The sequence below is a fragment of the Asticcacaulis sp. genome, assembly GCF_035497195.1.
Classification (GTDB): Bacteria; Pseudomonadota; Alphaproteobacteria; order Caulobacterales; family Caulobacteraceae; genus Asticcacaulis.
This window is the reverse complement of record NZ_DATJDZ010000017.1, coordinates 85,125-109,472: the sequence shown is the minus strand read 5'-3', so window position 1 is coordinate 109,472 and position 24,348 is coordinate 85,125. Positions and strand designations below refer to the sequence as shown.

Genomic DNA, 24,348 nt, shown 5'->3' with positions numbered 1-24,348 from the left:
ATGGCTGAACCCTCCCTCGTCTTTACCGATGTCAACGAACGCCAGGGCATGTTCACGCGCCGCATCTTCCTGATGGGCGGCCTGGTAGCGTTCGGCATGTTCGCCCTGACCGGCCGTCTGGCGCATCTGCAAATCGTGCAGGGCGGCAAGTACAAGAAGCTGTCGGCCGCCAACCAGTACAATTTTCGCCTGGTGACACCGCCGCGTGGCGATATCTATGATCGCAACGGCAAACTGATCGCCGGTAACCGGTCGTCCTTTCGTGTGATGATCGAGACGAACGAGGTCAAGAACATCGACGATACGCTCGATCAGGTGTCCTACGTTCTGCCGCAGACCCTCTCCAGCCGCCGCCGTATCCTGCGCGACATCAACCAGAACCAGCGCTCGGTGCCGACCATCATCGCTGCCGATCTGAGCTGGGAGGATTTCTCCAGGGTCAGCCTTTATGCCAATGATATCCCCGGTGTGGTGGCGGACAGGGACGAGTTGCGCGCCTATTATTACGGCGGCGCCTTTTCGCATGTTGTCGGCTACGTGTCGAAAATCAACCAGAAGGATCTCGATAACGAAAAGGACGCGTCGGAAACGGACATCAACCTGCTGCACCACCCCAGCTTCCGCATCGGCAAATCGGGCATTGAACGCGCTTTCGATAAGGAGCTTCGAGGCGTAGCTGGCGGTAAGAAGGTGGAGGTCGATGCGCGCGGCAAGGTAGTGGCCGAGGATGGCGAAGGCTCGATCGAACCGATCCCCGGCAAGGACCTCGTGCTCACGCTTGACGCTGACATTCAGCAGCGCGCCATAGACGTGTTCGGTGAGGATTCCGGTTCGTGCGTCATGATGGACATTCACACAGGCGAAGTCCTGTGCATGACCTCCAGCCCCGGGTTTGATCCCAACCTGTTCGTTTCCGGCATCTCAAGCGATGCCTACAAACTTCTGTCCGATTACGACCATATTCCCTTGCTCGACAAGGCCCTGACCGCCACCTATCCGCCCGGCTCAACCTTCAAGACCCTGGTCGCGCTGGCGGCGCTTGAACATGGCTTTGATCCGAAGACGACCCATACCTGTAATGGGGTGTTTCCGTTCGGCAATCACGTTTTCCACTGCGACAGGCACCACGGCACGCTCGATCTGCACGGCGCCATTGTGACATCCTGCGACGTCTATTTCTATCAGTGTGCCCTGGCTGTGGGGCCGGACAAGATCGCTGATGTGGCGCGCAAGTTTGGTTTGGGCCAGATTTTTGATATCGGCATCAGCGGGCAAAAGGCAGGGGTTGTGCCCGATCGCGCCTGGAAGGCCGAATACTTTAAAAAGCGCGACCCTCGCAATACCAGGTGGCTCGCCGGCGAGACCCCATCGATGGGAATCGGACAGGGCTTCACCAACGTAAACGCCCTGCAAAATTGTGTGGCGGTCGCCCGCCTTGCCAATGGCGTAAAAGCTGTTCAACCGCGCCTGATCAAATCGATCGGTGGAAAACCGTACAAGGTGGCTGAGTTCGAAAACCTGGCGGCCGACCCGGCGCATATCGCCTTTGTTCGCGCCGCCATGGCCGATGTCACCGCAGCCGGGGGCACCGCCGCGGTTTCGGGAAAGCTCGATCTCGGCCCGATCATGATGGCGGGCAAAACCGGTACGGCCCAGGCTCATACCTATGGGTCAGGTTCACGCGCCACCCTGCATCTCGAATGGGAAAAACGCGACCACGCCTGGTTCGTTGCCTTCGCCCCGGCCGATGCGCCCAAATACGCCATGAGCGTTATCGTTCAGCATGGCGGTTGGGGCGGGTCATCGGCCGTGCCCAAGGCGCGCGAAATCATGCGCATGGCCCTACTGAAAGATCCGGAAATCCAGAAACGTATTGTCGGCATAAATCCAGCGGACCTGGTGGACAAGCCCTTGACCGACATCCCCGATCCTGAAAACGATACCGGCGCAGCACCTCCGCCCCCCGATATTGTGCCGACAAGCACATAGGTAAACAGCATGGTTGATTCTGCCCTTTCCCGTCCCGGACAACGCGATCGCTACGAAAGCAAGATCGCCCAGATCGACTGGCTGTTCGTCGGGCTGCTGTGCGCCCTGACCGGCATCGGCATTCTGATGCTGTACAGTGTTGGCGGCATGAGCTGGCAGCCGTGGGCCTATAAGCAATTGATCTTTTTCAGTGTTTGTCTGGTCATGATGTGCGCACTGGCCTTGGTCGACCTGCGTGTCTGGCTGATGGGCGCCTACTGGTTCTACGGCGCTTCGCTGTTGCTGCTTGTCGCGGTCGAGGCGGTTGGTGATGTGCGTATGGGCGCCCAGCGTTGGCTGAGCATCGGCGGATTTGGTTTCCAGCCGTCCGAATTCATGAAGCTGGCTGTCGTCCTGGCTCTGGCGCGGTTTTATCACGAGTGCTCGGCCAAGGATGCCAACCTGTCATGGAAACTGCTGATTCCGGCCGCCATGATCGGCGTGCCTGCCACGATGGTCATGCACCAGCCCGACCTTGGCACCGCCGTGCTGATCTCGCTGACCGGGGCCTCGGTTATGATTTTGGCGGGCCTGAACTGGAAGATTATTGCGACCGCCATCACGGGTGCGGTCATTACGGTACCGCTGGCCTTTCAATTTATTCTGCATGACTATCAAAAGCAGCGCATCGTAACCCTGCTTAATCCCGAAGCGGACCCCTCCGGGGCTGGCTATCACATCCTGCAATCGAAGATCGCTATGGGGTCTGGCGGCCTGCTCGGCAAGGGCCTCGGCCTCGGCTCGCAGAGCCAGCTCAACTTCCTGCCGGAAAAGCATACCGACTTCATCATGGCGGCGGTTTGCGAGGAACTGGGCTTCGCCGGTGGCTTCGTCATCTTCCTGCTCTATGCCCTGATCATCCTGATGGCTCTGCGCATGGCCTCGCTGTCACACTCGCATTTCGGCCGTCTGGCGGCGGCGGGCGCCACGGCGACGTTCGCGCTGTACGTGCTGATCAACGGCGCCATGGTCATGGGCCTGTTTCCGGTGGTCGGCGTGCCGATGCCGCTGGTCAGCTACGGCGGTTCGGCCATGCTGATGGTCATGACGGGCTTCGGTCTGGTGCTTGGCGTAAAAGTTCATCGCTATCAGGAATTGCCTAGGCAGGCCTCCATCTTCCAGCGCTTCGAGTAAAAGTCAGGTCTTTGGCCGACTAGCGAGTTGGCTGCGCTTGCAGGCCTCGGCGGCCCCGTATCAATCATACCTGCGTCGCTTGCCGCCTGCTATTCGTCGCATATCTCTGATTTTTACGCGCCGGTGCCGTGAAGTAATCCGCGCTGATTTTTTATGCTGGAGCAGGCACTGTCAGCCTATGTCCCCGCCTGAACTCCCTGTCAGCAAGACCGAAAGCCAGCGCGCCCTGTGGGCGGCGGCAGCAATTTTCGTGATCATCGGGCTGGTTATCGCGGCCATCCTGATCGCGCCGTCAGGCCCGCCAGATAAGCCCGGCGCGGATAATAATAACAAACCAGCCGTCGCGGATCCGGTCGCCAATGGGGCCATGACCGGACGGACAACGCCGGTTACACCTTAACTCAGGGCCACCAGGGCCTCATCGGCCGCCGAAACCAAGCCTTCGAGAATGCCCGGATCGCTCGATGAATGTCCGGCTTTTTTCACCAGATTGAAGCGGGCTTCCGGCCAGGCTTTCTTCAGATCCCAGGCGGTGGTCATCGGCGTTACCACATCAAAGCGGCCCTGCACGATCCAGCCGGGGATATGGCGGATGCGCCTTATATTTTCCAGCACCCAGTTTTCGCTTTCGAAAAAGCCGCCGTTCTTGAAATACCAGCTTTCGATGCGCGCGAAGGCCAGGGCGAAGGCCGGATCGGAAAATTTCGAGGCCGTTTCCGACGGGCCATCGATCGACAACGTATCGCCTTCCCAGCCACTCCAGGCGAGGGCGCAGCGCACGCTTTCGGCGCGATCCGGGCCATTTAGCCGCTTCACATAGGCAGAGAGCAGGTCGCCGCGCTCGGCTTCCGGAATCGGGGCGATAAACTTCTCCCAGATGTCGGGATATAAATGGCTGGCGCCCGATTGATAGAACCAGTCGAGTTCGGGTTTGCGCACCAGGAATATGCCGCGCAGGATCAGACCGCTGACATGATCCGGGTGGGTGAGGGCGTAGGCGAGGGAAAGCGTCGATCCCCATGAGCCGCCGAAAACCACCCATTTGTCGATGCCGAGTTTCTGTCGCAGGGTCTCGATATCGGCGACCAGATGCCAGGTGGTGTTATCCTCCAGCGATATGTCTTCCGAGGCGTGCGGCGTTGATTTTCCGCAGCCGCGCTGATCGAGCAGGATGATGCGATAACCATCGGGATTAAAATAGCTGCGCAGGTTGGGTGAGGTGCCGCCGCCGGGGCCGCCGTGCAGAACCACGACCGGCAGGCCTTCGGGATTGCCGCTTTGCTCATAATATATCTTGTGTTTGCCGCCTGTGGGCATATGACCGCTGTCATAAGGCTCGATATCGGGGTAAAGGCCGCGCACCGGCGCGCTTTTCTTGGGATTTACAGAGTCGGTCATAATCTTGAGATCAAATGGGCAAAGGGTTGGATATCACTAAGACGTAAAATGCCCGCGCTCACAACCCTTTTCCCTCTCACGACTTTGCGACGCCAGGCCATATTCTATGCCCTGGCCTATGCCGGCACGGGCGCCTCCTTGCCGTTCATGCCGCTGTGGCTGAAGACGCATGGCATGACCGCCAGCCAGATCGGGCTGATCCTGGCCGCGCCGCTGTTGCTGCGGGCGTTCAGCGGGCCGGTCAGTGGTTTGTGGGCCGACAGTTTCCGGCTCTACCGGACGCCGCTGATCGGGCTGGCCTGCGGTGGGGCGCTGTTCTATGCCCTGATGGTGATGGGCGGTGTCTTTCCGGCGGCGCGTTTTCCCATTTATCTAATCCTGTTCACGCTCGGCTTCAGTTGCATGACCAGTATTGCGCCGTTGAACGATTCCATGACTATGCAGTTGTCGCGTCTGGAGAATTTCGCCTACGCCATTCCGCGCGCCATCGGTTCTAGTGCCTTCATCGTCACCAATATTGTGCTCGGCTTTATCCTGCTGGTGATGCCAACTGACGCGATTCTGATCTGGCTCGTGGCCGCTGCCGTCCTGACGGCGCTGGGCGGCCGCTACCTGCTGGGGACACTGGTGCGTCCCGGACATGCGCCTCTCGGCACAACTGGCGCCGGTTTCAGCCGGTTGAAGGTGCTGATGCGTGATGAAGGCTTTCTGTGGCTGCTGGTGGCCGTTGGCTGTTTGCAGGCGTCACACAGTTTTTATTATGCCTTCTCAACCATCATCTGGAAAGAACGCGGTCTGTCTTCCAGCACCTGCGGCTATCTGTGGGCGGTTGGCGTGATGGCCGAGGTCGCCTTCATGTGGCTGGGCGAGGGGATCAGGCGCAAGGCTGGCCCGTGGCGGATGCTGGTGATTGCCGGTGTATTCGCCGTGGTGCGCTGGGGCGTGATGGCCTGTTCGCCGCCGCTGTGGGTGCTGTATCCGCTGCAATGCCTGCACGCCTTGTCGTTTGCCGCGACCTACCTGGCCGGGCTGGAACTGGTGCAGCGCCTGACGCCGAAGGGCTATGAAAGCCTGGGCCAGACGGTCAATGCCGCCTATGCCAATGGGGTGATGATGGGGATAGGCACGATCGTCTCCGGCGCGATATACACCGTTTTTGCTGTTAAGGGCTATGGCGTTATGGCGGGTGTGGCGGGGCTGGGATTAGGTTGCGCCGTGTGGCTTTATAGCCAGCGTGCACGGTTGCTGGCGATAAGAACCTAGCCCCACAACTCCGGCGTCGCCGGATGCAAAATCGAGCCGGTGATTTCCAGTCCGTGCTCGCGGTCGCGCGCCAGCAACAGAGGGCCGTCGAGATCAACAAAATCAGCCCCTTGCGCCACGATCATCGCCGGAGCCATCGACAGCGATGTCGCCACCATGCAGCCGACCATGATGCCCAAACCGGCTTCGATGGCTTCCGCTTTCAAGGCTAAAGCTTCAGTCAGGCCGCCGGTCTTGTCGAGCTTGATATTGATATGGCTGTAAAGCCGCGAACAGCGGTCCAGTTCCATGCGGGTATGCAGGCTTTCGTCGGCGCATAAAGGCATCGGACAATCATAGCCCAGCAACTGCTCGTCTTCGGAAACCTTCAGTGGCTGCTCGATCAGCTTGACGTCAAGCTTTTTCATCTCCGGCGCAATGCGCTGCAAATCCTCGAACGAAAGTCCTTCATTGGCATCGACGATCAACCGGGCATGCGGCGCCTTATGGCGCACGGCCTCGACGCGATCGAGATCATCGGCGGCGCCGATCTTGAGCTTGAGCACCGGCCGCCGGCCATTGACCGAGGCCTGCGCCCCCATCGCTTCGGGTGTGTCGAGGCTCAAGGTATAGGCCGTTTTTAGCGGATCGAGCCGTTTCAAACCGGCGGTCCGCCAGGCCGGGATGCCGGTCAGCTTGGCGTTCAGATCCCATAGGGCGCAGTCGATGGCGTTACGCGCCGCGCCGGCCGGCAGCAGGTCGTGCAGGTCGCTGAAGCTCAAACCGCTTTCGATACGATGGCGCACAGCCTCGATATCAGCCAGCGACTGCGCGATGCTTTCACCATAGCGGGCATAGGGCACGGATTCGCCGCGCCCGGTATGCCCCTGATCCTCAAGCTCGGCATAAAGCACACGCGCCTCGGTCTTCGAGCCGCGGGCAATGGTGAAGCGTCCGGCAATCGGGAAGGTTTCTTCGCGGAGGATCAGTCTCATATCAGGTCGCTGATGGCGGCATCGAGCAGCAGGTAGGCGCGGCCGGAATCGCTGGCCAGCACTTCATTCAGCCCCTGGATCACGTCCTTGCCAAGCAGCGCCATATTGATCTGCTGGTCGTAGAAGGTGGCGAAATCATTGGCCTGCTGCCGCAATTGCGCGTCGGACAGCAGCCGGCGGCTGAGTCGGCGGATGGCGGCGGGCGCGACGCGGCGGACCACGAGGCGGGCGCCTTCATTATCTTCGGCCATGATGGCGCCGATCACTTCCTCGATCCGGGCGCGGCCGAGCAGGGAGGCGGCATCGACCCCCATGGCGCTGACCTCGGCGATCATCAGGTCGTCCAGGCTGTCGAATTCCGGGTCGTGCGGTGGCTCGACCGTCGTTTGCGGCTGGGCGGCGGCCGGTGAAGGGGGGGCGGGTCTATCGCGGCCTTCCATGCCGCCGAGCAATTCGCGCCATGACCAGCCGTCCTGAACGGCGCGGGCCGGTTGAGCGGCGCGTGGCGCAGGTGCGGGAGACGGCCGTATTTCCGAAGCCGGCACACTCAGCGGCAGCAGACGGGCGCGCGTGACGGAAGGCTGGATCGGAGGTTGCGCCGGTGGCGGCGGTTCGGGCGATCTGCGAGCGGGGGGCACGGCGCGGCCATAATCACGTTCGCGTGGCGCCGGTGCGGCCACCTGAGGCAAGGACTGCTCGCCGGATATGACACCCATCAGGCGCACCGCCTCGGTCAGCATGTCGTAATTGCGCTTTACCCGCTCCTGGAAAGCCGTATCGACGGCCTCGGTTTCCTGAGAGGCCTTGCGGGCGGCTTCCAGCATGGCGTTGATGCCGTCTTCAACGCTCTGGCGGATTTCGACGATGCGCGCCTGAGCGATGGTCGGTAACTGGTCGGCGCCGCTGGCCAGGTCGTTCAGGGCCTCATTCACCTCGGCGATGGTCTGGCGCGTATGGGCGAAGCTGGCGTCGAGCTTTTGCGCCGTATGGTCGCCGGCCTCGCCGATCAGATCGGCCGATTCCTCAATCAGCCGGCGGGCGGCGGCGAAGCGCGTATCGAAGACCTCATCGGCCTTTTTGCTGGCTTCAAAGATCGATTCGTTGAGGCGATCGACGCGCATCTGGGCGGTTTGCGACGCCTGGTCGGCGGCGCGTTTGGCGTCCTCGGCCGAGGCATTGAGCTGTTCCAGCGCCCGGCGGGTTTCATCGACCAGATCATCACGCGCATCGGCGGCCATGACCGAGATATTGGACAGGGTGGCGTGAATGCGTGTCTCGAAGGCTGTGCGTTCGTTTTCTGCGGCGCCATGCACGGCGTGGAAATGCTCCTGCGCCGAAACGACGATATCGCGCAGCACATCGATGCCGCGCGCCGAGGTTTCGCCAAGATCGACGGTGGCGACACGGGTAATCGACAGCGCCTCGGTCAGTTGGGCGCGCTGGTTTTCGATATGGACGGCGAAATCTTCCTGGTCGGCGCGCAGGGAAAGGGCTGCCGAAACTAGTCCGGCGCGTTGCTGCGACAGGCCTTCCTCGACGCTGCGCACCTGATCGGCGACGCCGGAACCGGCGGTTTCCAGGCGTACCGTCTGGCGGTCGAGATCCTCGCTGGCGGTGCGGGCGACATCGGCCACATCGGCGGCGGCATTGACCACGGCGCCGGTCGAGGCGGCCAGGCTGGCCTCGGCTTCGCGCAGTTGCGTCTGGGCGAGGTCCGAGGCGTCGGCCACCATGCGGGCCTGGCGATCGACGGCCTCGATAATGCTGCTCGACTGGAGGCCGAGCGACTGGCTGAGCGCCCCCATGCTCTCGCGCTCGTGCGCCAGGGACTGGGTGATGCTTTGCGCCGCCGAGCGGGCGCTGGTCGCGGCCTCGGTTAGGCGGTCTGTTTCGGCTTTCAGTTGGGTGCTCAGTTCGGAAACATCGGCGTGAGCGAGGCGGACGGCGCGGACGGCGTGATCGACCTGTTCGCGCAGGGCAGCTACCAGGTCGCCGGTCTGAGCGGCAGCGGAAGCGGCGGGCGCCATCAGGGTATCGGCCAGTTGCGCGGCGCGATCGGCCTGGCGCGATAATATGGCGGCATTGCGCAGGGCGAAGGCGGTGGCGAAGATCAGCCCGGTCGGGAAGAGGGCGAGGAAGATCAGGACAACGATCCTGAACGGCTCATAGGTGAGGGCGGTCAGGTCGCTTTGGGCGCCCAGCGCGAAGGCGGCCAGGCCGCAAGCCCACAGCAGGCTGGCGAACGTGGCCAAGCCCCACAGCACGGTGGACGACGGCGCGTCCTTGCGGGCGACATTTTCCGGCTTGACCTTGTGCGGGCTGACGGCGCGGGCCGGTTTCGCCGGCGTTTTGTGTGTTCTGGCCGGCGGCGTGGTTTCAGGGGGCGCTTTCAGCCTGGTCATGATTTCAGAAATGTCCAGAACGGTTTCCGTGGGGGCAGGAGACGGCGTTGGCGCGCTTTCCGCCTGGGGCTTTAGTTCCGGTTCGGGCGTGGTGGCTGGCTCAGGCACGGGGTCGGGCCTGGTATCCGGCGCGACATGGGTCGGGTTGTCAAAGGGCGCTTCGAGAATATCGCCTGTTTCTTCCGCCTCTTTCACGACAGGCGTTGTCTCTTCCACTGTTGCTTCCGGCGCTGCTTCCGGTGTGTCGAAAAGCGGCCGCAGCTTGGAGCGGCCGAAAATATTCGTTTTCGGTTCGGACGGATTGAGCGGGGGGCGGGGTGGTTTCATTCATCAGTATCCTGAGGCCAGTCGTACCTGAAGCCGGTCTTTTTCAGTCGTGCGGCGTATTTTTCGGGAGAGAGGCGCGCTCTCCCGGCAGGAGAAAGCTACGTCAACTTACGCTTTTCGCAAAGCTTTTTGTCAGGTTTCGACCGAATCAGCCGTGACGGGAGGCTTCGTCTGCCGCGGGAGGGGCGTCAGGCATCCGGGTATTGTCAGACTGTGAGACCGGCGCCTGATCTTGCGGCGTAGCCTCCGGGGTGCCGCCGAAATGCAGCAGCGCCGCCGCAATCAGCACGGCGACCAGTCCACTCAGCAGATTTAACAACCAGGACACAGGAAAAGCCTTCGGGTTTGCGGTAGCCGGTGATCACGATATAGGCGATGGGCAAGCAAATTATTGGCAGTAAGCATGGCTTGAATCGCGCCTGGCGGCAATCGGTGCGCGGCGATTATGCCTCGCCTGCGGTAATCGGGTCACGGCTATGGGGATCGGGGCCGTAGGCATTTTCGCCGTCATCGCCCGGTTTCAGCGCCAGAAAGAAAATCAGCCCCCAGCACAGGATATTGGCCAGTATGCCGAGACCGTTCATCAGCCACAGGATAGCGCCGGGCAAATAGCCACCCATAGCCAGTGAGGTCAGGGCCATAACGGCCTGCGGAGCGAGCAGCCAAAGCCAGATGGCGGATCGTCCGGTATCATGCAGCCGCTTGATCAACAGGCAGAGCAGCGGCCAGACCAGCAAAATCCAGCATATACTCAGGATGATCGGGCCATTGACCGAAGGCACGGTGCCAAGGCCGAAGCCAATGACCACCATGATCAGCATGGCGACGGCGATACAGGAGAAGAACTGTGTGCCGCTGATACGGCCATTCGGTGAAAACAGGAATCTGACCATGCGCATCCCCCTCGCTGTTTAGTCAGCCTATGCCTGAGCCAGGGCGCTGTAAAGCATTTGTCGCTGATCCGGCTTTGGGTTATCTGTGGTCAAACCCTTTTGAGAGCCTGTCATGCTGTCCTTTCCCGCCGTTGATATTCGCGACGATGTTCGTCCGGTAGATTTAGCGGCGGTCCTGGCAACGCTGAACAGGCCGACGATCCTCAAGGGGCTGGTGGCGGACTGGCCGGCGGTCGAGCGGGCGAAGCGTTCACAGGCTGACCTGATCGACTACCTGAAAGCGTGCGACGCCGGCAAGCCCGCCGAAACCTTTCGTCAGGCGCCGGGCGGCGACGGCAAGTATTTTTATGGTGATGATCCGCAGGGTTTCAACTTCCAGCGCGCGCCCATTCCCCTGAGGCTGACGCTCGATCGCCTGAACGGGCTGAGAGGGCAGGCCGGGGCCGAGCACATCTATATCCAGTCAGCGCCGCTGAAAGACTACATGCCACGCTTCAAGGCGGAAAACCCCCTGACCGTAACAGGGGCGGAGCCGCGCATCTGGATCGGCAACCGCTCCGTGACCCAGACCCATTACGACGTCAACTATAATCTGGTCTGCATGGTGGCTGGCCGTAAACGCTTTGTGCTCTTCCCGCCCGATCAGACGAAGAACCTCTATATGGGGCCACTGGAGGCGACCATTTCCGGCGTGCCGACCTCAATGGCTTCGCTGGAGAAGCCGGATTTCGACGCGCACCCGCTTTTCAGGGAAGCGCTAAAGGCGGCTACGGTCGCGGAGTTGGAGCCGGGCGACGCCTTGTATGTCCCCTATATGTGGTGGCATCACGTTTCATCGACCGACGATCTCAATGTGCAGGTCAATTATTGGTGGAATACGGTGGGCGCGGAAATGGGCGCGCCGATGCTGGTGCTGATGCTGGCCATGCTGGGGCTGCGCGATCTGCCGCCGGATCAAAATGCGGCGTGGAAGGCGATGTTCGACCACCTTGTTTTTGGCGGCGAAACGGGCGCTCATCTTATGCCGGAGGTGCGTGGAATCTTGGGCGATATGGAACCGGACCAGCGCCTGATGATCCGCCGTGCTATCGGCCGCAATTTGCAGGATTAAGCGTCAGGCGAGGGACCATAGATATTGTCGCCCGGCTGTCCCGGCCAGACGGTCAGGATAACGCCCAAAACCAGCGCCAGTAAATTCCCTAATGCGGACGTCATATAGAGCAAACCCGCTAAATTTTCTTCGGGATCAATAGAATCGCGTCCCAGGAAGGAAATTAAAATCGGCGTAATGCCCGCAAACAGAACCAGGGCAATCCATGCGGTCAGGCTCAGGTCATGCAGCCGTTTGGCCATAAGACAGAACATCGCGTAATACAGCAATACGGTCAGTACCATAGCCAGCCATGTGACCGGCTGATCAAGCATGGCCATCACATCGTCGCTAAGGGCGTCAGGCAAAAATTCAACGCCTTGTAAAATCAGCCAAAGCACCACGACGCAGGCCCAGAAGTTGAGCAAAAATTGCAGGCGGTTGATGCGGCCATACGGCGAGAAGAGGGCGTTGGCGCCGACGAGAATATGATGTTTGGCCATGACGGCGAAGCCCCGGATTATAGCCTGTAATTGATCACAAAAGGCGTGATCTGTAAATCAGCCTTTGTGACGCTCGCGCAGGATATCCAGGACATTTTCGAGCTTCGTTTCGCGCGCCATCAAAAGCACTTCGAGATGATAAAGCAGGTCGGCGGCTTCGTTGTGCAGTTCGTCGAGATCACCGGCGCGACCGGCCAGAGCCGTCTCGAGACCTTCTTCTCCAACCTTCTGGGCGATCTTGGCGACGCCCTTGTGCATCAGGCGAGCGGTATAGCTGTCTGCCGGCGGCGCCTTGGCGCGTTCCTTCACGACATGCGCCAGATGGCCCATGAAGCCGATGCCGGGGGCGTCCTCATGGCCGAAGCACGAGGTCGTTTTGGTATGGCAGGTCGGGCCATTGGGGCGGGCATAGACGAGGAGGGCGTCTTCGTCGCAATCGGTCAGGATACGGTCGAGTTCGAGCGTGTCGCCGGAGGTTTCGCCCTTCTGCCACAGGCGGTTTTTCGAGCGCGACCAGAAGATGACGAGGCCGCCTTGCAGGGTGGCTTTCAACGCTTCGGCGTTCATGTAGCCGAGCATAAGCACCTGAAGGGTGTCGGCGTCCTGTACCACAGCGGGGACGAGGCCGTTACCCTTGGCGAAATCGATTTGGTCGATATCGGCGATGGTGAGCGGATTGGGCAGTTTATGGGCTTCGGGCATAATTTAAGGGCCTTGAAAGTAAGAAACCCCACCACCGCATCGCTTTCGCTATGCTCAGTTGTGCGGTCCCCCTCCCCGACAAGCGGGGAGGACCGATTTTTCTTGTACCTCCCCGCTTGTCGGGGGGGACCGCGCCATTCTTCATGGCGTGGTGGTGGGGTATCTGGCTTTATAGTCTCACCGCTATACCCGCGGCGCGAAGGTCGCGCTTCAGGTCCGGAATAGCAATGATTTTCTTATGGAATACGCTGGCGGCCAGTGCGCCGGAGACATCGGCTTGCTCGAACACGTCCTTGAAATGCTCTGGCGCGCCCGCGCCGCCGGAGGCCACAAGCGGAATATCTATCAGGTCACGAACCAGCCGTAACTGCTTGATATCATAACCCTTACGAACTCCGTCCTGATTCATGCAGTTAAGAACGATTTCACCGGCGCCGCGCTGCTTGGCCTCGACCACCCAGTCAAGCGTCCGCCGGCCCGCCTGACGAATCTTGTCCGGATCGCCGGAATACTGATGGACGTAGTAGTCACCATCCATTTCGCGGCTGTCGATGCCGACGACCACGCACTGCGAACCGGCCATTTCCGCCAGTTCGTTGATCAGGTCCGGGCGTTCGAGCGCCGGGGAATTGATCGACACCTTGTCGGCGCCGCTGTTCAGGCACTTCACAGCCTGTTCGGCCGTGCGGATGCCGCCGGCGACGCAGAACGGGATATCAAGCGCGCGGGCGATCTGCGACACCCAGTTGTAATCAACCGTCCGGCCTTCGGCGGAGGCGGTGATGTCGTACAATACCAGTTCGTCAGCGCCTTCGTCACGGTAGCGCAGGGCCATGTCGACGGCATCGCCGAGGATTTCATGGCCGACAAACTGCACGCCCTTGACGACCTTGCCGTCCTTTACGTCGAGACAGGGGATGATGCGTCTAGCCAACATTGAGCGCTGCCTTTAGGTCAATCAGACCTTCGTAAATCGCCTTGCCGACAATGGCGCCATGCACGCCCAAGGCCTTTAGATCATACAGGTCTTCGACCGATTTCACCCCGCCGGAGGCCTGGATTTCCAGGTCCGGACGCTTCTTGCGCAAAGCCTTCATCAGGTCCATGTTCGGGCCCATCAGCATGCCATCGCGCGACACGTCGGTAACGAGGATGCGCTGCGCCACACCGAAGGGATAATAGTCGAGCACGTCCCACAGGGAAATGCCTGAACCTTCGACCCAACCATGCAGGGCGGCATCGAAGTCGCCATCGGCGGTCGGCAACACGTCCAGCGCCAGGGTGATGCGGTCCTTGCCGAAGTCACGCAGCCAGCCGCGCACCTCTTCGGGGTTCTTCACCGCCGCCGAGCCGACCACGACCGCTGAGACCCCGGCATCAAGCAGGGTCTGGACGTGTTCGCGGGAGCGCACCCCGCCGCCGGTCTGGATTTTGGCGCGTGAGGCCTTGGCCAGACGACCGATCAGTTCATGCTGTTGTGGCGAGCCGGCCTTGGCGCCATCCAGATCAACGATATGGACCCATTGCGCGAACTCCTCATTGAACAGGTTGAGGCGCTTGAACGGATCGGAATCGTATTTCGTTACGGCGTCGAAACGCCCCTGCGCGAGGCGGACGCATTCGCCGTTGATCAGGTCGATGGCAGGGTAAAGGATCATAGTCAGTCCGTATTTTAAGAACCTCCCCTGATGTCAGGGGAGGTGGATTTTTAGCTTTAGCTAAAAAGACGGTGGGGTTAGCTACCGACGGTATAACCCCCTCCGGCCTTTCAGGCCACCTCCCCCTGATATCAGGGGGAGTTCTAAATTTTCAAAAAGCTTTCCAATATCTTTGCGCCGACAGTGGAGGAGCGCTCCGGGTGGAACTGGCAGCCGAACACATTGTCCTTGCGCACCATGGCGGCGAAGGGGACGTCGTAGGTGCTGGTGGCTAGTGTATAGGCATTGACCGGACAGACGAAGCTATGAACGAAATAAGCGAAGTCGCCATCGTTTACACCGGCGGTCAGCGGATCGGCCTTGATGATTTCCAATTGGTTCCAGCCCATGTGCGGCACCACCATATCCGGCGTGGCGGTCATTTTCGTCACCCGTCCGGGGATCAGGCCGAGGCACTCCACATCGCCTTCTTCCGAGCCTTCAAACAGCAATTGCTGGCCGAGGCAGACACCAAGCAGCGGCACTTTCAGCGCACGGATAGTGTCATAAAGTCCCAGTTCGCGGATGCGGGACATGGCGAAACCAGCCGCGCCTACACCGGGTAGGACGACCTTTTCCGCTGCGGCAATCTCCGCTGGATCGGAACTCAGGCGCGCCTCCGCACCCAGCCGTTCCAGCGCAAACAGGACGGAAGCGGTGTTCGCACATCCGATCTCAATAACGGTGATCATGCCAGCATTCCCTTGGTGGAGGGCAAGGCGTCACCTTCAATGCGGGTGGCCTGACGCAGCGCCCGACCGAGCGCCTTGAAACAGGCTTCGGTCTTGTGGTGATCATTGCCGCCGGTGACCTCGACATGAATCGAAGCGCCAAGCGTTTCTGATAGCGACCGGAAGGCGTGTGCCGTCATCTCGGTCTGGTAATCGCCTATGTGGGTCGATTGGAACTCGCCCTTGAAAACGCAGAACGGGCGGCCGCCGAGATCGATCGAGACCTTGGCTTCGGTCTCGTCCATTGGCAGGACAAAGCCGAAGCGCGCCATGCCAACGCGATCGCCGAGTGCGATCTTCAGCGCCTGGCCGAAGGCCAGCATACAGTCCTCGACCGTGTGGTGGGCGTCGATTTCGAGATCACCCTCGCAAGCCAGTTGCAGCGAGAACCCGCCGTGGGTCGCCACCTGATCGAGCATGTGATCGAAGAAGCCGACGCCGGTATGGACCTTGACCGGCTTGGGCTGATCGAGATTAACCTGCACGGAAATACGGGTTTCCTTGGTGTCGCGCAGGATCTCGCCGGTGCGCGGGGCCTTGTCGGCCGGGGCCACATCGAGTGCCCGGAGGATACGGTTATTGGTGGCGACATCGCCAAGTGCCAGCAGCAGGCCGGTCGGCGTCACCTGCGGGGCCAGGCCCAGGCGCTTGAGCGCAGTCTGGGTTTGCAGCAGGGTCTTGGGGCGCAGCAACATGAAGGGACCGTCATTGAGGTCAAAGCTCTCAAGTTGCTTCGATCGTGCCAGAGCTTCGCGCACACGTTCTTGTTCGGCGCGGATCAGATCGACGCGCGATTGCAGAGTGAGCGCCCGTGACGGCGACAGGGCGGCCTCGGCGGCGCGCACGGAAGGCGTGGGCAGGGGATGCGGTTCGCAGAATTTCAGGAGGCCTTGCAGGGTCTTGGTATTGGCGATCAGGGCGCCGACACGGGCGCCGGCCATGCCGAAGAGATAGGACAGGCTTTTCAACACCACCACGTTTGGCTCATTGATCGCCAGTTCGACCATGGTTTCAGCCGTGCAGGCATCGAAATAGCTTTCGTCAATCACCAGAAGGGTCGGGAACAGATCGACCGCCAGGGCGCGGGCGGCCGTGATATCCCACGCCTTGCCATCGGTCTGGCGCGGATTGTGGACCAGACAGAAGCCGCCGCCCTTGGCGAAGGGGCCATTTTCCGGCGGCTTGCGGATGCTGAGATTATAAACCCCGCACAGGTCTTCGAGATAGTGATCCGCCCCGGCCCAGACAAATTCATGACCGTGCACACGCAGGCGGCGCATCAGGATTTCCATGGCGTGAGAGGCCCCGCGCGTCACCTGTAACTGGTGCGTCTCGACACCGTAATAGTCGGCCATGCGTTCGCGCAGAGGTTCCAGCGATGGCGGCAGGGATTCAAGGCCCGCGCCGGAGGCATTCAGGGAAGAGAAGGGCGAATTGAACATCTAAACCTCTAAACGGAAATCAGCGGCAAGTGCGTGAGCCTCAAGACCTTCGAGACGCGCTAATCGGGCAGCGGCGGGAGCAATGGCGGCGGCGCCTTCGCGCGTCGCTTTTTGCACGACAAAGCTGGTCAGGAACGAGCGAACGGTGATGCCATCATGGCTGCGGGCAGCGCCATCGGTTGGCAGGACGTGGCTCGGTCCGGCGGCGTAATCGCCAAAGGTTTCCGCGGCATAGGTGCCGGCGAAGATGGTGCCGGCGGCAGTCAGTTGCGGGATGATGGCATCGACATCGGCGATCTGGATCGCCAGGTGTTCGGGGCCATAAAGATTGGAGACCTCGGCGGCGTCTTGGATCGAGGCCACGATGAACAGTCGGGCCTGTTCGAGCGAAGCGCGGGCGATGGTCTCACGCGGCAGGCGCGACACCTGTGCTTCGACCTCAGCAGAGATCTTTGTGGCGATGTCCGCCGAAAGCGCCACGAGAATAACCTGCGCATCGGCGTCGTGTTCGGCTTGGCTGAGCAGATCGGCGGCGACCAGTTTCACATTGGCGGTATCATCGGCGATGACCAGCAGTTCCGAAGGGCCGGCGGGCATGTCGATGGCCAGACCGGAGACGCGCTCGGTGGCCAGACGCTTGGCTTCGGCGACGTACTTGTTGCCCGGACCAAACAGCTTGTCGGCGGGTGGTGTATTCTCAAAAGCGCCGAGCGCCAGACCGGCAATGGCGTGTGCGCCGCCGACGAGCCACATATCTTCCAGTCCGGAAGCGGCGGCCGTGGCGATCATCATCGGCGCGATCGAGCCATCGCGCGCCGGCGGCATGACGCAGACGCGATTGGGCACGCCAGCCACCAGCGCGGGCACAGCGGTCATGATCAGGGTGGAGAACAAGGGCGCGGTGCCGCCTGGCACATAGAGGCCGGCGGTGGTGATCGGGCGATAGACGCGCTGCAGGCTGAGACCAGGCTTCGGCGCAATCAGTGGGCCATCGGCTGGCAGTTCGGCCTGCTGGAAAGCGCGGACGTTCTCAACCGCCAGTTCCATGGCGGCCAGGTCTCCGGGCGCCAGTTGCGCGCGGGCAGCATCCACGGTGCCTTGGCCGAGCTTCACATAGCGCGGGGCGTGGCCATCGAGCTTGATGGACCAGTCGGTGAGCGCGGCAAAACCGCGGGCTTCGACGTCATCAAAGATCGCGCGCACGGTCTCGGCCACGCGCGGATCGCGTCGGTTTTCCGGACGCGCCAAGGCCGTCTTCCGTTCCGTCGAGCTGAGATTTTTCCAAACAAAGGTCTTCATCGTTTTCACCAAAAGAAAGCAAGAAACCCCACCACCACTGCGCTTCGCTTGCGGTCCCCCTCCCCGACCAGTCGGGGAGGTATAAGAGATTTCTCTTTTTATACCTCCCCAGTTTTACTGGGGAGGGGGACCGCGCCTGAAAGGCGTGGTGGTGGGGTATCTTACTTCACTTATTTCATCATCTTTTCAATCGGCAGCACCAGGATCGCCGAGGCACCCGCCGCTTTCAGCTTGTCGAGCGTTTCCCAGAACACGTTTTCCTGACAGACCGCATGGACGGCGACCGTGTCTTCGCGGCCAGCCAGTTGCATGATGGTCGGGGCATCCGCACCGGGGATCATCCTGATGATCTCATCCAGATGGATACGCGGCGCATTCATCATGACGTACTTGGCGCCGGTGCTCGCCGTCACGCCATCGAAGCGGCGCAGCAGCATGTCATAGGTATGCGCCAGTTCCGGCGCAGGCGCATGGGGCGCCTTGATCAGCACGGCCTCGGATTTCAGCACCAGGTCGGTCGCCTTCATGCCGTTGGCTTCCAGGGTCGCGCCGGTCGAGACCAGATCGCAGATGGCGTGGGCGATCTTCATGCGGGGGGCCACCTCGACCGCGCCGCGCATTTCGACGATTTCCGCCGTGACGCCATTGTCCTTCAGCCATTTGCTGAGGATATTTGGGTAAGACGTGGCGATGCGCTTGCCTTGCAGCCATTTCGGGCCGGTGTAATCGACCTCATTCGGCACGGCGATCTTGAGCGTACAGGAACCGAAGCCGAGGCGCTGGACGATCATCTTGTCGAGATCGCGGTCGGGAAAATGCTCGGCCAAAACGTTAAAGCCGACGATGCCCAGTTCGGCCACGCCATCGGCCACGAAGGTCGGGATGTCGTCATCGCGCACGCGCAGCAGGTCGATTGGCTGGTTTTCAATGCGGTACAGCAGTTCGTTGGCGCCCTTGATGATGCGCAGGCCCGCGCCGGAGATCAGCTCGCCGGAGCGATCTGCCAGACGGCCGGATTTTTGAACAGCAATGCGTAAACGGGGTTCAGTCATAACGTCTTCTTCTTAGAACCTCCCCTGATTTCAGGGGAGGTTGGCCCAACGGGCCGGGTGGGGTTAATTGGCGCCGGCGAGATTTAACCCCCTCCGGCCTTACGGCCACCTCCCCCTGAAATCAGGGGGAGGTCTTACTTTTTCATCTTGTCCAGCACCCGCCGGTACCCCTGATGCGGCATTTCCCTTAAGAAGCGGGCCACGCGGGTGACGGTGGTGGTGCTGGCGCCGGTGCGCTCGGAAATCTCGCGGTACGACAACTGGCCTTCATCGAGCAGGCGCGCCACCTTGAACCGCTCGGCGAAAGCCCGCAGTTCCGAGGGTGTACACAGATCATCGAGAAAGGCTTTCACCTCTTCGATCGATTCCAGACCGAGCAGCGCCTCGGCGAGCGTGTCGGAATCCTGCTTGCTGATTTTCGTGTCGATAGTCATCTGTATCACTGTAGTAGCGTATTATCGTGCTGATACAGCAGGACAAGCAAAGGCGCAAGCTGAAAATGCAGCAATTGATGAGAAGTTTAGCTTCTGAGGCCGATAGCTCTAAAGGTATTTAAAACGTCTACGAAATCAGAGGCTACCTCGTTTGAGGCAAAAGCTGATTTCGGAATAATAAGTGCGCTGTTCTTACCCGTAAAGATCAACAAAGTTCTTTTCGTTTCAACGAAGTCGAGCACGTCAGCCCAAGCAGTCGTATGGCTAGTGCCATTAACCGTTTTAATAATACCTTCAAGCGATGCTTTCAGACTTTGTGGGTATTTACGGACCGGACCACTCAGAAATCGCACAGCTTGCCAAATGTAAATAAGAGCTGGGCTTAATATAAAAACCAGAAACGCAGCCAAAAGTAGAGCCAAAATTACTATAGCAATAACGAGAAAGCCGATCGCCATACCTTTTGTGGCCATACTTATCCCAGGAAAGATCAGACTTTCGCGGGAGTTCCATAGGAGTACGGCGCTGAGCAGGAACATATAAAGTGCTAGACGCCTGACTTCAGTCTTGAATAGCATATTTCGCTTACGCCACTCGCTATAAAATGCGCTGAAATCGCGCAGTGTTAGTTTGAATTCTGGCGTTTCTGTCTTGGTATCGTGCATGTCTGAGGTTGTGCAGTTTTGCCGTTCCTTCGTCAACCGCCAAACTGTTCCTTCGCCGCCAAACCTAACCCACTGGCCACAGACGAAAACCGGTCGCCATAGTTCATCTGTGCCTTCGGAAACGCCGCCTGCATCCCCGCTTCAAAACCGGGCAGGGCAGTCGAGCCGCCGGTCATGAACAGGGTCTGGACCGCATCGGCTTCCAGACCGGCGCGTTCCGTAACGGTTTCCAGCGCCGTAGCCACCACTTTCGCCACTTCCTTTTCGACGCTGCTTATCAGGGTGTCGCGGTCGATATCGAGTTGCCAGTCGGGATCGATGGCGGTGAAATCGACCGTTGTCGTATCAGAGTCCGACAGCGCGATCTTGGCCTTTTCGATGCGGTTGGCGATATCGTGGCCGGCCTGGCGCTCGATGACCTCCAGTAGCCGCGCGGTCTTTTCGCGCTCGCCAGAGAGATAGTGGGTCTGGCGCAGGGAGGTCATGACCTTCTGCGTGTAGAGGAAGTTGATCAGGTGCCAGGTCGCCAGTTGGAAATAGGGCTGGCTCGACATCTCGTTGCCGTTTTTCAGCTTGCCGCGATAGCCGAGATCGCGCATGGCGGTATCTAAGCTCAGACGGGTGTCGAAATCGGTGCCGCCGATATGGATGCCGGCATTGGCCAGAATATCACGAGTAAGCATTTCGCGCTGCCCGGAGCCTAAGCGCAGCACCGAGAAGTCGGATGTGCCGCCGCCGATATCGACCACCAGCACGATTTCCTCGGCGATCAGATTCTGCGCATAGTCGCGCGCTGCCGCCAGCGGTTCATATTCAAACGAGATGTTGCGGAAGCCTTGCGCCTCGGCGATGCCGCGCAGTTCGGCCTCGGCGCGGGCATCGGCTTCGGGATCGCCATCGACGAAATGGACCGGGCGCCCCAGCACCACGTCCTCGATAGTCTCGCCACAGAAGTCCTCGGCGCGCTTCTTCAGTTCGGAGATATAGTAGCCGATGATGGCGCGGAAATCCTGCCGGCGGGTGCCAATCTGCGTCGTTTCCGAGATCAGCCGCGAACCGAGGATCGATTTCAGCGCGCGCATCAGGCGGCCTTCGTAACCGTCGAGATACTGCGCGATCGCCTCGCGGCCAATGCTGACGCGGCCGGTCTCGAAATTGAAGAAGATGGCGGAGGGAAGGGTGACGGAGTCGCCTTCAACCGGCACCAGTTGCAGGTCGTCCTCAGTGCCGACGCAGACTGCGGAATTGGATGTACCGAAGTCGATACCGCAATAGGGACGGGACATGAACGCAAACCTTGGGGAGAAGGGGAGGCGCTGTTTAGCGGTGGGCTTGAGGAAAAGCCAGCGGGAAGTGTTTGAGGAAGCAAGAAACCCCACCACCAACGCGCAAGTTCGCGTCGGTTCCCCTCCCCACCAGAGGTGGGGAGGTACAAGATATGCGGCCTTAAATTTCGATCAGCACGTCCGGCAGTTCGTTGGGATTGTCCTCGCCCGGCGGGAAGTGCACGGCCAGGGCCTCGCCGCATTTCTCAACCGCCGCCTCGAAGCCGCCGGTCAGGTCGCCGCCCTTCACATGCTTCAGCAACACGGCCACTGTCTCGTTCCATAAGGTCTTGTCGACCTTGGCATAAATACCGGCATCGGCGATGACATCGACAAAATGTTCTTCCAGCGCGCAGAAGATCATGACGCCGGTCTGGGCCTGGGTCAGGTGCAGGCCGCGGGCGTAGAACTGTTCCATCGCCTTCTGGTGGGCCTTGCGGTTGCGCGTCGCCTTGGGCGTCAGCCAGAGTTTCAGCCCGGTGAAACGGATCAGCGCATAGACAAGGGCGAAGACGATGACTTGCAGGAAGCCATAGCTGATCAGCACTTCCCAGTCGGCGAAATCGCCGCTGACGCCGATACCGTTCCAACCGAAGAGGCGGCTCATCAGGGGTTCCAGCCACTCATGCGGCAGGGCGCCGAAGGTGGCCAGGAGCAGGGGGGCGATAAAGGCCGCGACCGCTGCCCAGCCGAGCGGGGTTTCGCCGTAATCGAGCGCCTTGGACTTGATCACGCAGGTGATTTCGCCGGAGGTTATTTCCTCGGCCCTAGAGATGGCCGCATTGATGCGGCTGTGGTCTATTTTCAAGGTCATGCTACCAACTCCCCGAACTGCCGCCGCCGCCGAACGAGCCGCCGCCACCACTGAATCCGCCGCCGCCGCCGAAGCCGCCTCCGCCGCCCCAGTCACCGCCGCCACGTCCGCCGCCCAGCAGGCTGCCAAGCAGGAACCACGGCAGCCAGCCACGTGAGAACATCACAAAGATGATGATGATGAAAATAATGAGGGGCAGAGGCAGGCCGCCCTTGCGGCTGCCACCGGTATCGGCGGCCGTTTGTGCGGCCTGCGCTTTTTGAATGGCGACCTGACGATCCTGCGCCAGTTGCGCGATGATCTGGTCGGTGCCGGCCACGATGCCGGCGGAATAATCGCCCGCCTTGAACTGCGGCAGGATGGCGCGCTGGATGATGAGGGAAGACATGGCGTCGGTCATCACCGGCTCAAGCCCGTAACCGACCTCGATGCGGACCTTGCGCTCATTGGGCGCCACGATCAGCAGGATACCGTTGTCCTTGTAGGTCTGGCCGTTGCTGGCCGCCGGTCCGCCGGCCTTCTGGCCAATGCCCCAGTGACGACCGAGCTGATAGCCGTAGTCGGCGATATCATAGCCTTCCAGATCCGGCACGGTGACAATGACCACCTGATCGGTGGTAGCGTCTTCCAGCCCTTTGAGCTTGAGAGTCAGGTCGGCCTTGGTGGCTTCGGAAAGCAGGTGCGCGTCATCGACGACGCGCTGGTTATTCAGGTCGGGGTATTTGGGTTCGGCAAAAGCCTGACCGGCCAATAGACCGGCCATAAGCACAACCAAGACCACCCAGAAGGGTTTAAGAAAACGGTTCATTCCGGGTGGCCTTGCTAGCTACTGACTTAGTTCGAAGCGGGCGCGGCTGCCGGTGCGGTGGCGGCAGGGGCTGCGGGCTTGTCGAAATTGACGACAGGCGCGGTTTCGGCGCCGGCCGAAGCGGTGAAGAGTTCCATCGGCTTGCTGGAGCCGTAGAGGGTCTTCGCCCAGATCACGCTCGGGAAGGTGCGCAAGGAGAGGTTATACGCGGTCGCGGCGGCATTGTAATCGCGGCGGGCCACGGTGATGCGGTTGTTGACGCCCTCGATCTGGCTTTGCAGGGTCAGGAAGTTCTCATTGGCCTTCAGGTTAGGGTAGGCTTCCTGGATAACCATCAGGCGGCCGAGCGCTGAGGACAGGCCGTCCTGCGACTGCTGGAACTGCTTGAACTTGGCCGGGTCATTGATTGTCGAGGCATCGACGTTCACGGAAGTCGCCTTGGCGCGGGCCTCGACCACGGCGGTCAGGGTGCCTTCCTCGTGGGCGGCGGCGCCCTTGACGGTGGCGACGAGGTTAGGCACCAGGTCGGCGCGATTCTGATAGGCGTTCTGGACATCGGCCCAGGATTGCTTGGCCTGTTCCTGCTTGGTGGGGATATTGTTGACCCCACAGCCGGCGAGGCTCAGCGCCAGGCCGGCCACAGCGACAAGACCGAGAATACGCGAAAATTTCATGAAAGGCGCTCCTTTGTTGCCCAATGCGCGGAAGGAAGCCGAACGCGCCCCCACACCGTGATTATGTGGTCCTTCTTAGCGCAATTTAAAGAGGGACAAAAGGGGCGGTTTCATTCCCGGCGCACTTAGCCTTGCAAAGGCTTGCCTCCAGCCCTCAGCTTTTCCGTCTCTACCTTGAGTACGTCGATGGTCTGGCTGAGATAGCGGTCGATAACGGCCAGTTGTTCCGGCGTATACTGGCCTGACATCTGGGTCATGGCGGCGCTCAGGGAGCCATAGATCGGCCCCAGTATCTGCGCGATTTTTTCTGGTTGGCGAATGCGGACCAGCAGGCTGCGGCGGTCGTCCGGATTGGGTTCGCGTTTAGCGTAACCTGCCTTTTCCAGCCGGTCGACAATGCCGGTGATGGCGCCGGTGGTCAGGCCGGTCGCCTGCGCCAATTGGCCGGGGGTGGCTATCTCAAAATCATTCAATACACCGAGGCAGCGGCTTTCCGCCGCGCTCATGCCAAGCGTGCGCGCGACGGTTTCGTGGAAGGTAATGACGGCCGTCGCCAGTTCGCGGCCGAGATTGCGACTTGTATTTATCTTAGACATAAGATATTTATACGTGAGATTTTTTAAAAGGAAAGAAAAATCTCATGCCGGAAACTGAAAAAACTGAGAAAAAATCCTGGTTTTATAAAATACTGCC

At 60.4% G+C, this 24,348-nt stretch carries 25 protein-coding genes; 5 read left to right on the top strand and 20 right to left on the bottom strand.

Annotated elements, in window-relative coordinates:
- From mrdA to VL130_RS09375, 3 genes are all read left to right on the top strand, one after another.
- Positions 1 to 1,989: a penicillin-binding protein 2 gene (mrdA, locus tag VL130_RS09385; RefSeq protein WP_325362599.1), complete on the top strand. Its 1,989-nt coding sequence runs from the start codon at positions 1 to 3 to the stop codon at positions 1,987 to 1,989.
- Between the two features lie 9 nt (positions 1,990 to 1,998).
- Positions 1,999 to 3,162 (top strand): rod shape-determining protein RodA, encoded by a 1,164-nt coding sequence (gene rodA, locus VL130_RS09380; RefSeq protein ID WP_325362597.1) that lies wholly within the window; start codon positions 1,999 to 2,001, stop codon positions 3,160 to 3,162.
- A 178-nt stretch (positions 3,163 to 3,340) separates the two neighbouring features.
- The gene (locus VL130_RS09375; RefSeq protein WP_325362596.1) at positions 3,341 to 3,562 is read left to right on the top strand and encodes a hypothetical protein; all 222 of its coding nucleotides are present in this window, start codon (positions 3,341 to 3,343) and stop codon (positions 3,560 to 3,562) included.
- On the opposite strand, the gene pip is transcribed toward VL130_RS09375, so the two are convergent.
- The gene (pip, locus tag VL130_RS09370; RefSeq protein ID WP_325362595.1) at positions 3,559 to 4,560 is read right to left on the bottom strand and encodes a prolyl aminopeptidase; all 1,002 of its coding nucleotides are present in this window, start codon (positions 4,558 to 4,560) and stop codon (positions 3,559 to 3,561) included. The two genes, VL130_RS09375 and pip, sit on opposite strands and share 4 nt — an antisense overlap.
- Before the next feature lie 48 nt (positions 4,561 to 4,608).
- Between pip and VL130_RS09365 the strand changes: the two genes are divergently transcribed.
- Complete coding sequence (locus tag VL130_RS09365) at positions 4,609 to 5,823, top strand: MFS transporter (RefSeq protein ID WP_325362594.1); 1,215 nt, start codon at positions 4,609 to 4,611, stop codon at positions 5,821 to 5,823.
- Here the strand turns inward: VL130_RS09365 and dgcA are convergent.
- From dgcA to VL130_RS09345, 4 genes are all read right to left on the bottom strand, one after another.
- Entirely contained in the window at positions 5,820 to 6,797 is a 978-nt protein-coding gene (dgcA, locus tag VL130_RS09360; RefSeq protein ID WP_325362593.1) for an N-acetyl-D-Glu racemase DgcA, read from the bottom strand. The genes VL130_RS09365 and dgcA overlap by 4 nt on opposite strands.
- Positions 6,794 to 9,526, bottom strand: a complete 2,733-nt coding sequence (locus VL130_RS09355) for a tipN (protein ID WP_325362592.1) — start codon at positions 9,524 to 9,526, stop codon at positions 6,794 to 6,796. The genes dgcA and VL130_RS09355 overlap by 4 nt, the downstream gene beginning before the upstream one ends.
- A 148-nt stretch (positions 9,527 to 9,674) precedes the next feature.
- Positions 9,675 to 9,854 (bottom strand): hypothetical protein, encoded by a 180-nt coding sequence (locus VL130_RS09350; RefSeq protein ID WP_325362591.1) that lies wholly within the window; start codon positions 9,852 to 9,854, stop codon positions 9,675 to 9,677.
- Positions 9,855 to 9,969: 115 nt separating this feature from the next.
- The gene (locus tag VL130_RS09345) at positions 9,970 to 10,419 is read right to left on the bottom strand and encodes a DUF805 domain-containing protein (RefSeq protein WP_325362590.1); all 450 of its coding nucleotides are present in this window, start codon (positions 10,417 to 10,419) and stop codon (positions 9,970 to 9,972) included.
- Positions 10,420 to 10,531: 112 nt separating this feature from the next.
- Here VL130_RS09345 and VL130_RS09340 point away from each other — a divergent pair, with 112 nt between their 5' ends.
- Positions 10,532 to 11,530, top strand: a complete 999-nt coding sequence (locus tag VL130_RS09340; RefSeq protein ID WP_325362589.1) for a cupin-like domain-containing protein — start codon at positions 10,532 to 10,534, stop codon at positions 11,528 to 11,530.
- On the opposite strand, the gene VL130_RS09335 is transcribed toward VL130_RS09340, so the two are convergent.
- The 15 genes from VL130_RS09335 to VL130_RS09265 all read right to left on the bottom strand — a co-directional run bounded on the left by VL130_RS09335 (position 11,527) and on the right by VL130_RS09265 (position 24,251).
- Positions 11,527 to 12,012 (bottom strand): DUF805 domain-containing protein, encoded by a 486-nt coding sequence (locus tag VL130_RS09335; RefSeq protein WP_325362588.1) that lies wholly within the window; start codon positions 12,010 to 12,012, stop codon positions 11,527 to 11,529. The genes VL130_RS09340 and VL130_RS09335 overlap by 4 nt on opposite strands.
- Positions 12,013 to 12,069: 57 nt before the next feature.
- Entirely contained in the window at positions 12,070 to 12,714 is a 645-nt protein-coding gene (hisIE, locus tag VL130_RS09330) for a bifunctional phosphoribosyl-AMP cyclohydrolase/phosphoribosyl-ATP diphosphatase HisIE (RefSeq protein WP_325362587.1), read from the bottom strand.
- 169 nt (positions 12,715 to 12,883) lie between these two features.
- Positions 12,884 to 13,651: an imidazole glycerol phosphate synthase subunit HisF gene (hisF, locus tag VL130_RS09325; protein WP_325362586.1), complete on the bottom strand. Its 768-nt coding sequence runs from the start codon at positions 13,649 to 13,651 to the stop codon at positions 12,884 to 12,886.
- Entirely contained in the window at positions 13,641 to 14,372 is a 732-nt protein-coding gene (hisA, locus tag VL130_RS09320; RefSeq protein WP_325362585.1) for a 1-(5-phosphoribosyl)-5-[(5-phosphoribosylamino)methylideneamino]imidazole-4-carboxamide isomerase, read from the bottom strand. Before hisA ends, hisF begins: the two co-directional genes overlap by 11 nt.
- Before the next feature lie 143 nt (positions 14,373 to 14,515).
- Positions 14,516 to 15,103 carry an imidazole glycerol phosphate synthase subunit HisH gene (gene hisH / locus VL130_RS09315; protein ID WP_325362584.1) on the bottom strand — a complete coding sequence of 196 codons (588 nt, stop codon included), beginning with the start codon at positions 15,101 to 15,103 and terminating at the stop codon, positions 14,516 to 14,518.
- Positions 15,100 to 16,584: an imidazoleglycerol-phosphate dehydratase HisB gene (gene hisB, locus VL130_RS09310; protein ID WP_325362583.1), complete on the bottom strand. Its 1,485-nt coding sequence runs from the start codon at positions 16,582 to 16,584 to the stop codon at positions 15,100 to 15,102. The genes hisH and hisB overlap by 4 nt, the downstream gene beginning before the upstream one ends.
- Positions 16,585 to 17,883 carry a histidinol dehydrogenase gene (gene hisD / locus VL130_RS09305; RefSeq protein WP_325362582.1) on the bottom strand — a complete coding sequence of 433 codons (1,299 nt, stop codon included), beginning with the start codon at positions 17,881 to 17,883 and terminating at the stop codon, positions 16,585 to 16,587.
- 170 nt (positions 17,884 to 18,053) lie between these two features.
- Positions 18,054 to 18,935 (bottom strand): ATP phosphoribosyltransferase, encoded by an 882-nt coding sequence (hisG, locus tag VL130_RS09300; protein ID WP_325362581.1) that lies wholly within the window; start codon positions 18,933 to 18,935, stop codon positions 18,054 to 18,056.
- Between the two features lie 134 nt (positions 18,936 to 19,069).
- Positions 19,070 to 19,369: a YerC/YecD family TrpR-related protein gene (locus VL130_RS09295; protein ID WP_325362580.1), complete on the bottom strand. Its 300-nt coding sequence runs from the start codon at positions 19,367 to 19,369 to the stop codon at positions 19,070 to 19,072.
- A gap of 86 nt (positions 19,370 to 19,455) precedes the next feature.
- Complete coding sequence (locus tag VL130_RS09290; RefSeq protein WP_325362579.1) at positions 19,456 to 20,034, bottom strand: YcxB family protein; 579 nt, start codon at positions 20,032 to 20,034, stop codon at positions 19,456 to 19,458.
- A 32-nt stretch (positions 20,035 to 20,066) separates the two neighbouring features.
- The gene (locus VL130_RS09285; RefSeq protein ID WP_325362577.1) at positions 20,067 to 21,320 is read right to left on the bottom strand and encodes an Hsp70 family protein; all 1,254 of its coding nucleotides are present in this window, start codon (positions 21,318 to 21,320) and stop codon (positions 20,067 to 20,069) included.
- A 160-nt stretch (positions 21,321 to 21,480) separates the two neighbouring features.
- Positions 21,481 to 22,173, bottom strand: a complete 693-nt coding sequence (locus tag VL130_RS09280) for a hypothetical protein (protein ID WP_325362575.1) — start codon at positions 22,171 to 22,173, stop codon at positions 21,481 to 21,483.
- A 1-nt stretch (position 22,174) separates the two neighbouring features.
- The gene (locus VL130_RS09275; RefSeq protein WP_325362573.1) at positions 22,175 to 22,981 is read right to left on the bottom strand and encodes a TPM domain-containing protein; all 807 of its coding nucleotides are present in this window, start codon (positions 22,979 to 22,981) and stop codon (positions 22,175 to 22,177) included.
- A gap of 26 nt (positions 22,982 to 23,007) precedes the next feature.
- Positions 23,008 to 23,655, bottom strand: coding sequence for a LemA family protein (locus tag VL130_RS09270; RefSeq protein WP_325362572.1), 648 nt, complete (start codon positions 23,653 to 23,655; stop codon positions 23,008 to 23,010).
- 125 nt (positions 23,656 to 23,780) lie between these two features.
- Positions 23,781 to 24,251 (bottom strand): MarR family winged helix-turn-helix transcriptional regulator, encoded by a 471-nt coding sequence (locus VL130_RS09265; RefSeq protein ID WP_325362571.1) that lies wholly within the window; start codon positions 24,249 to 24,251, stop codon positions 23,781 to 23,783.
- Between the last annotated feature and the right edge of the window lie 97 nt (positions 24,252 to 24,348).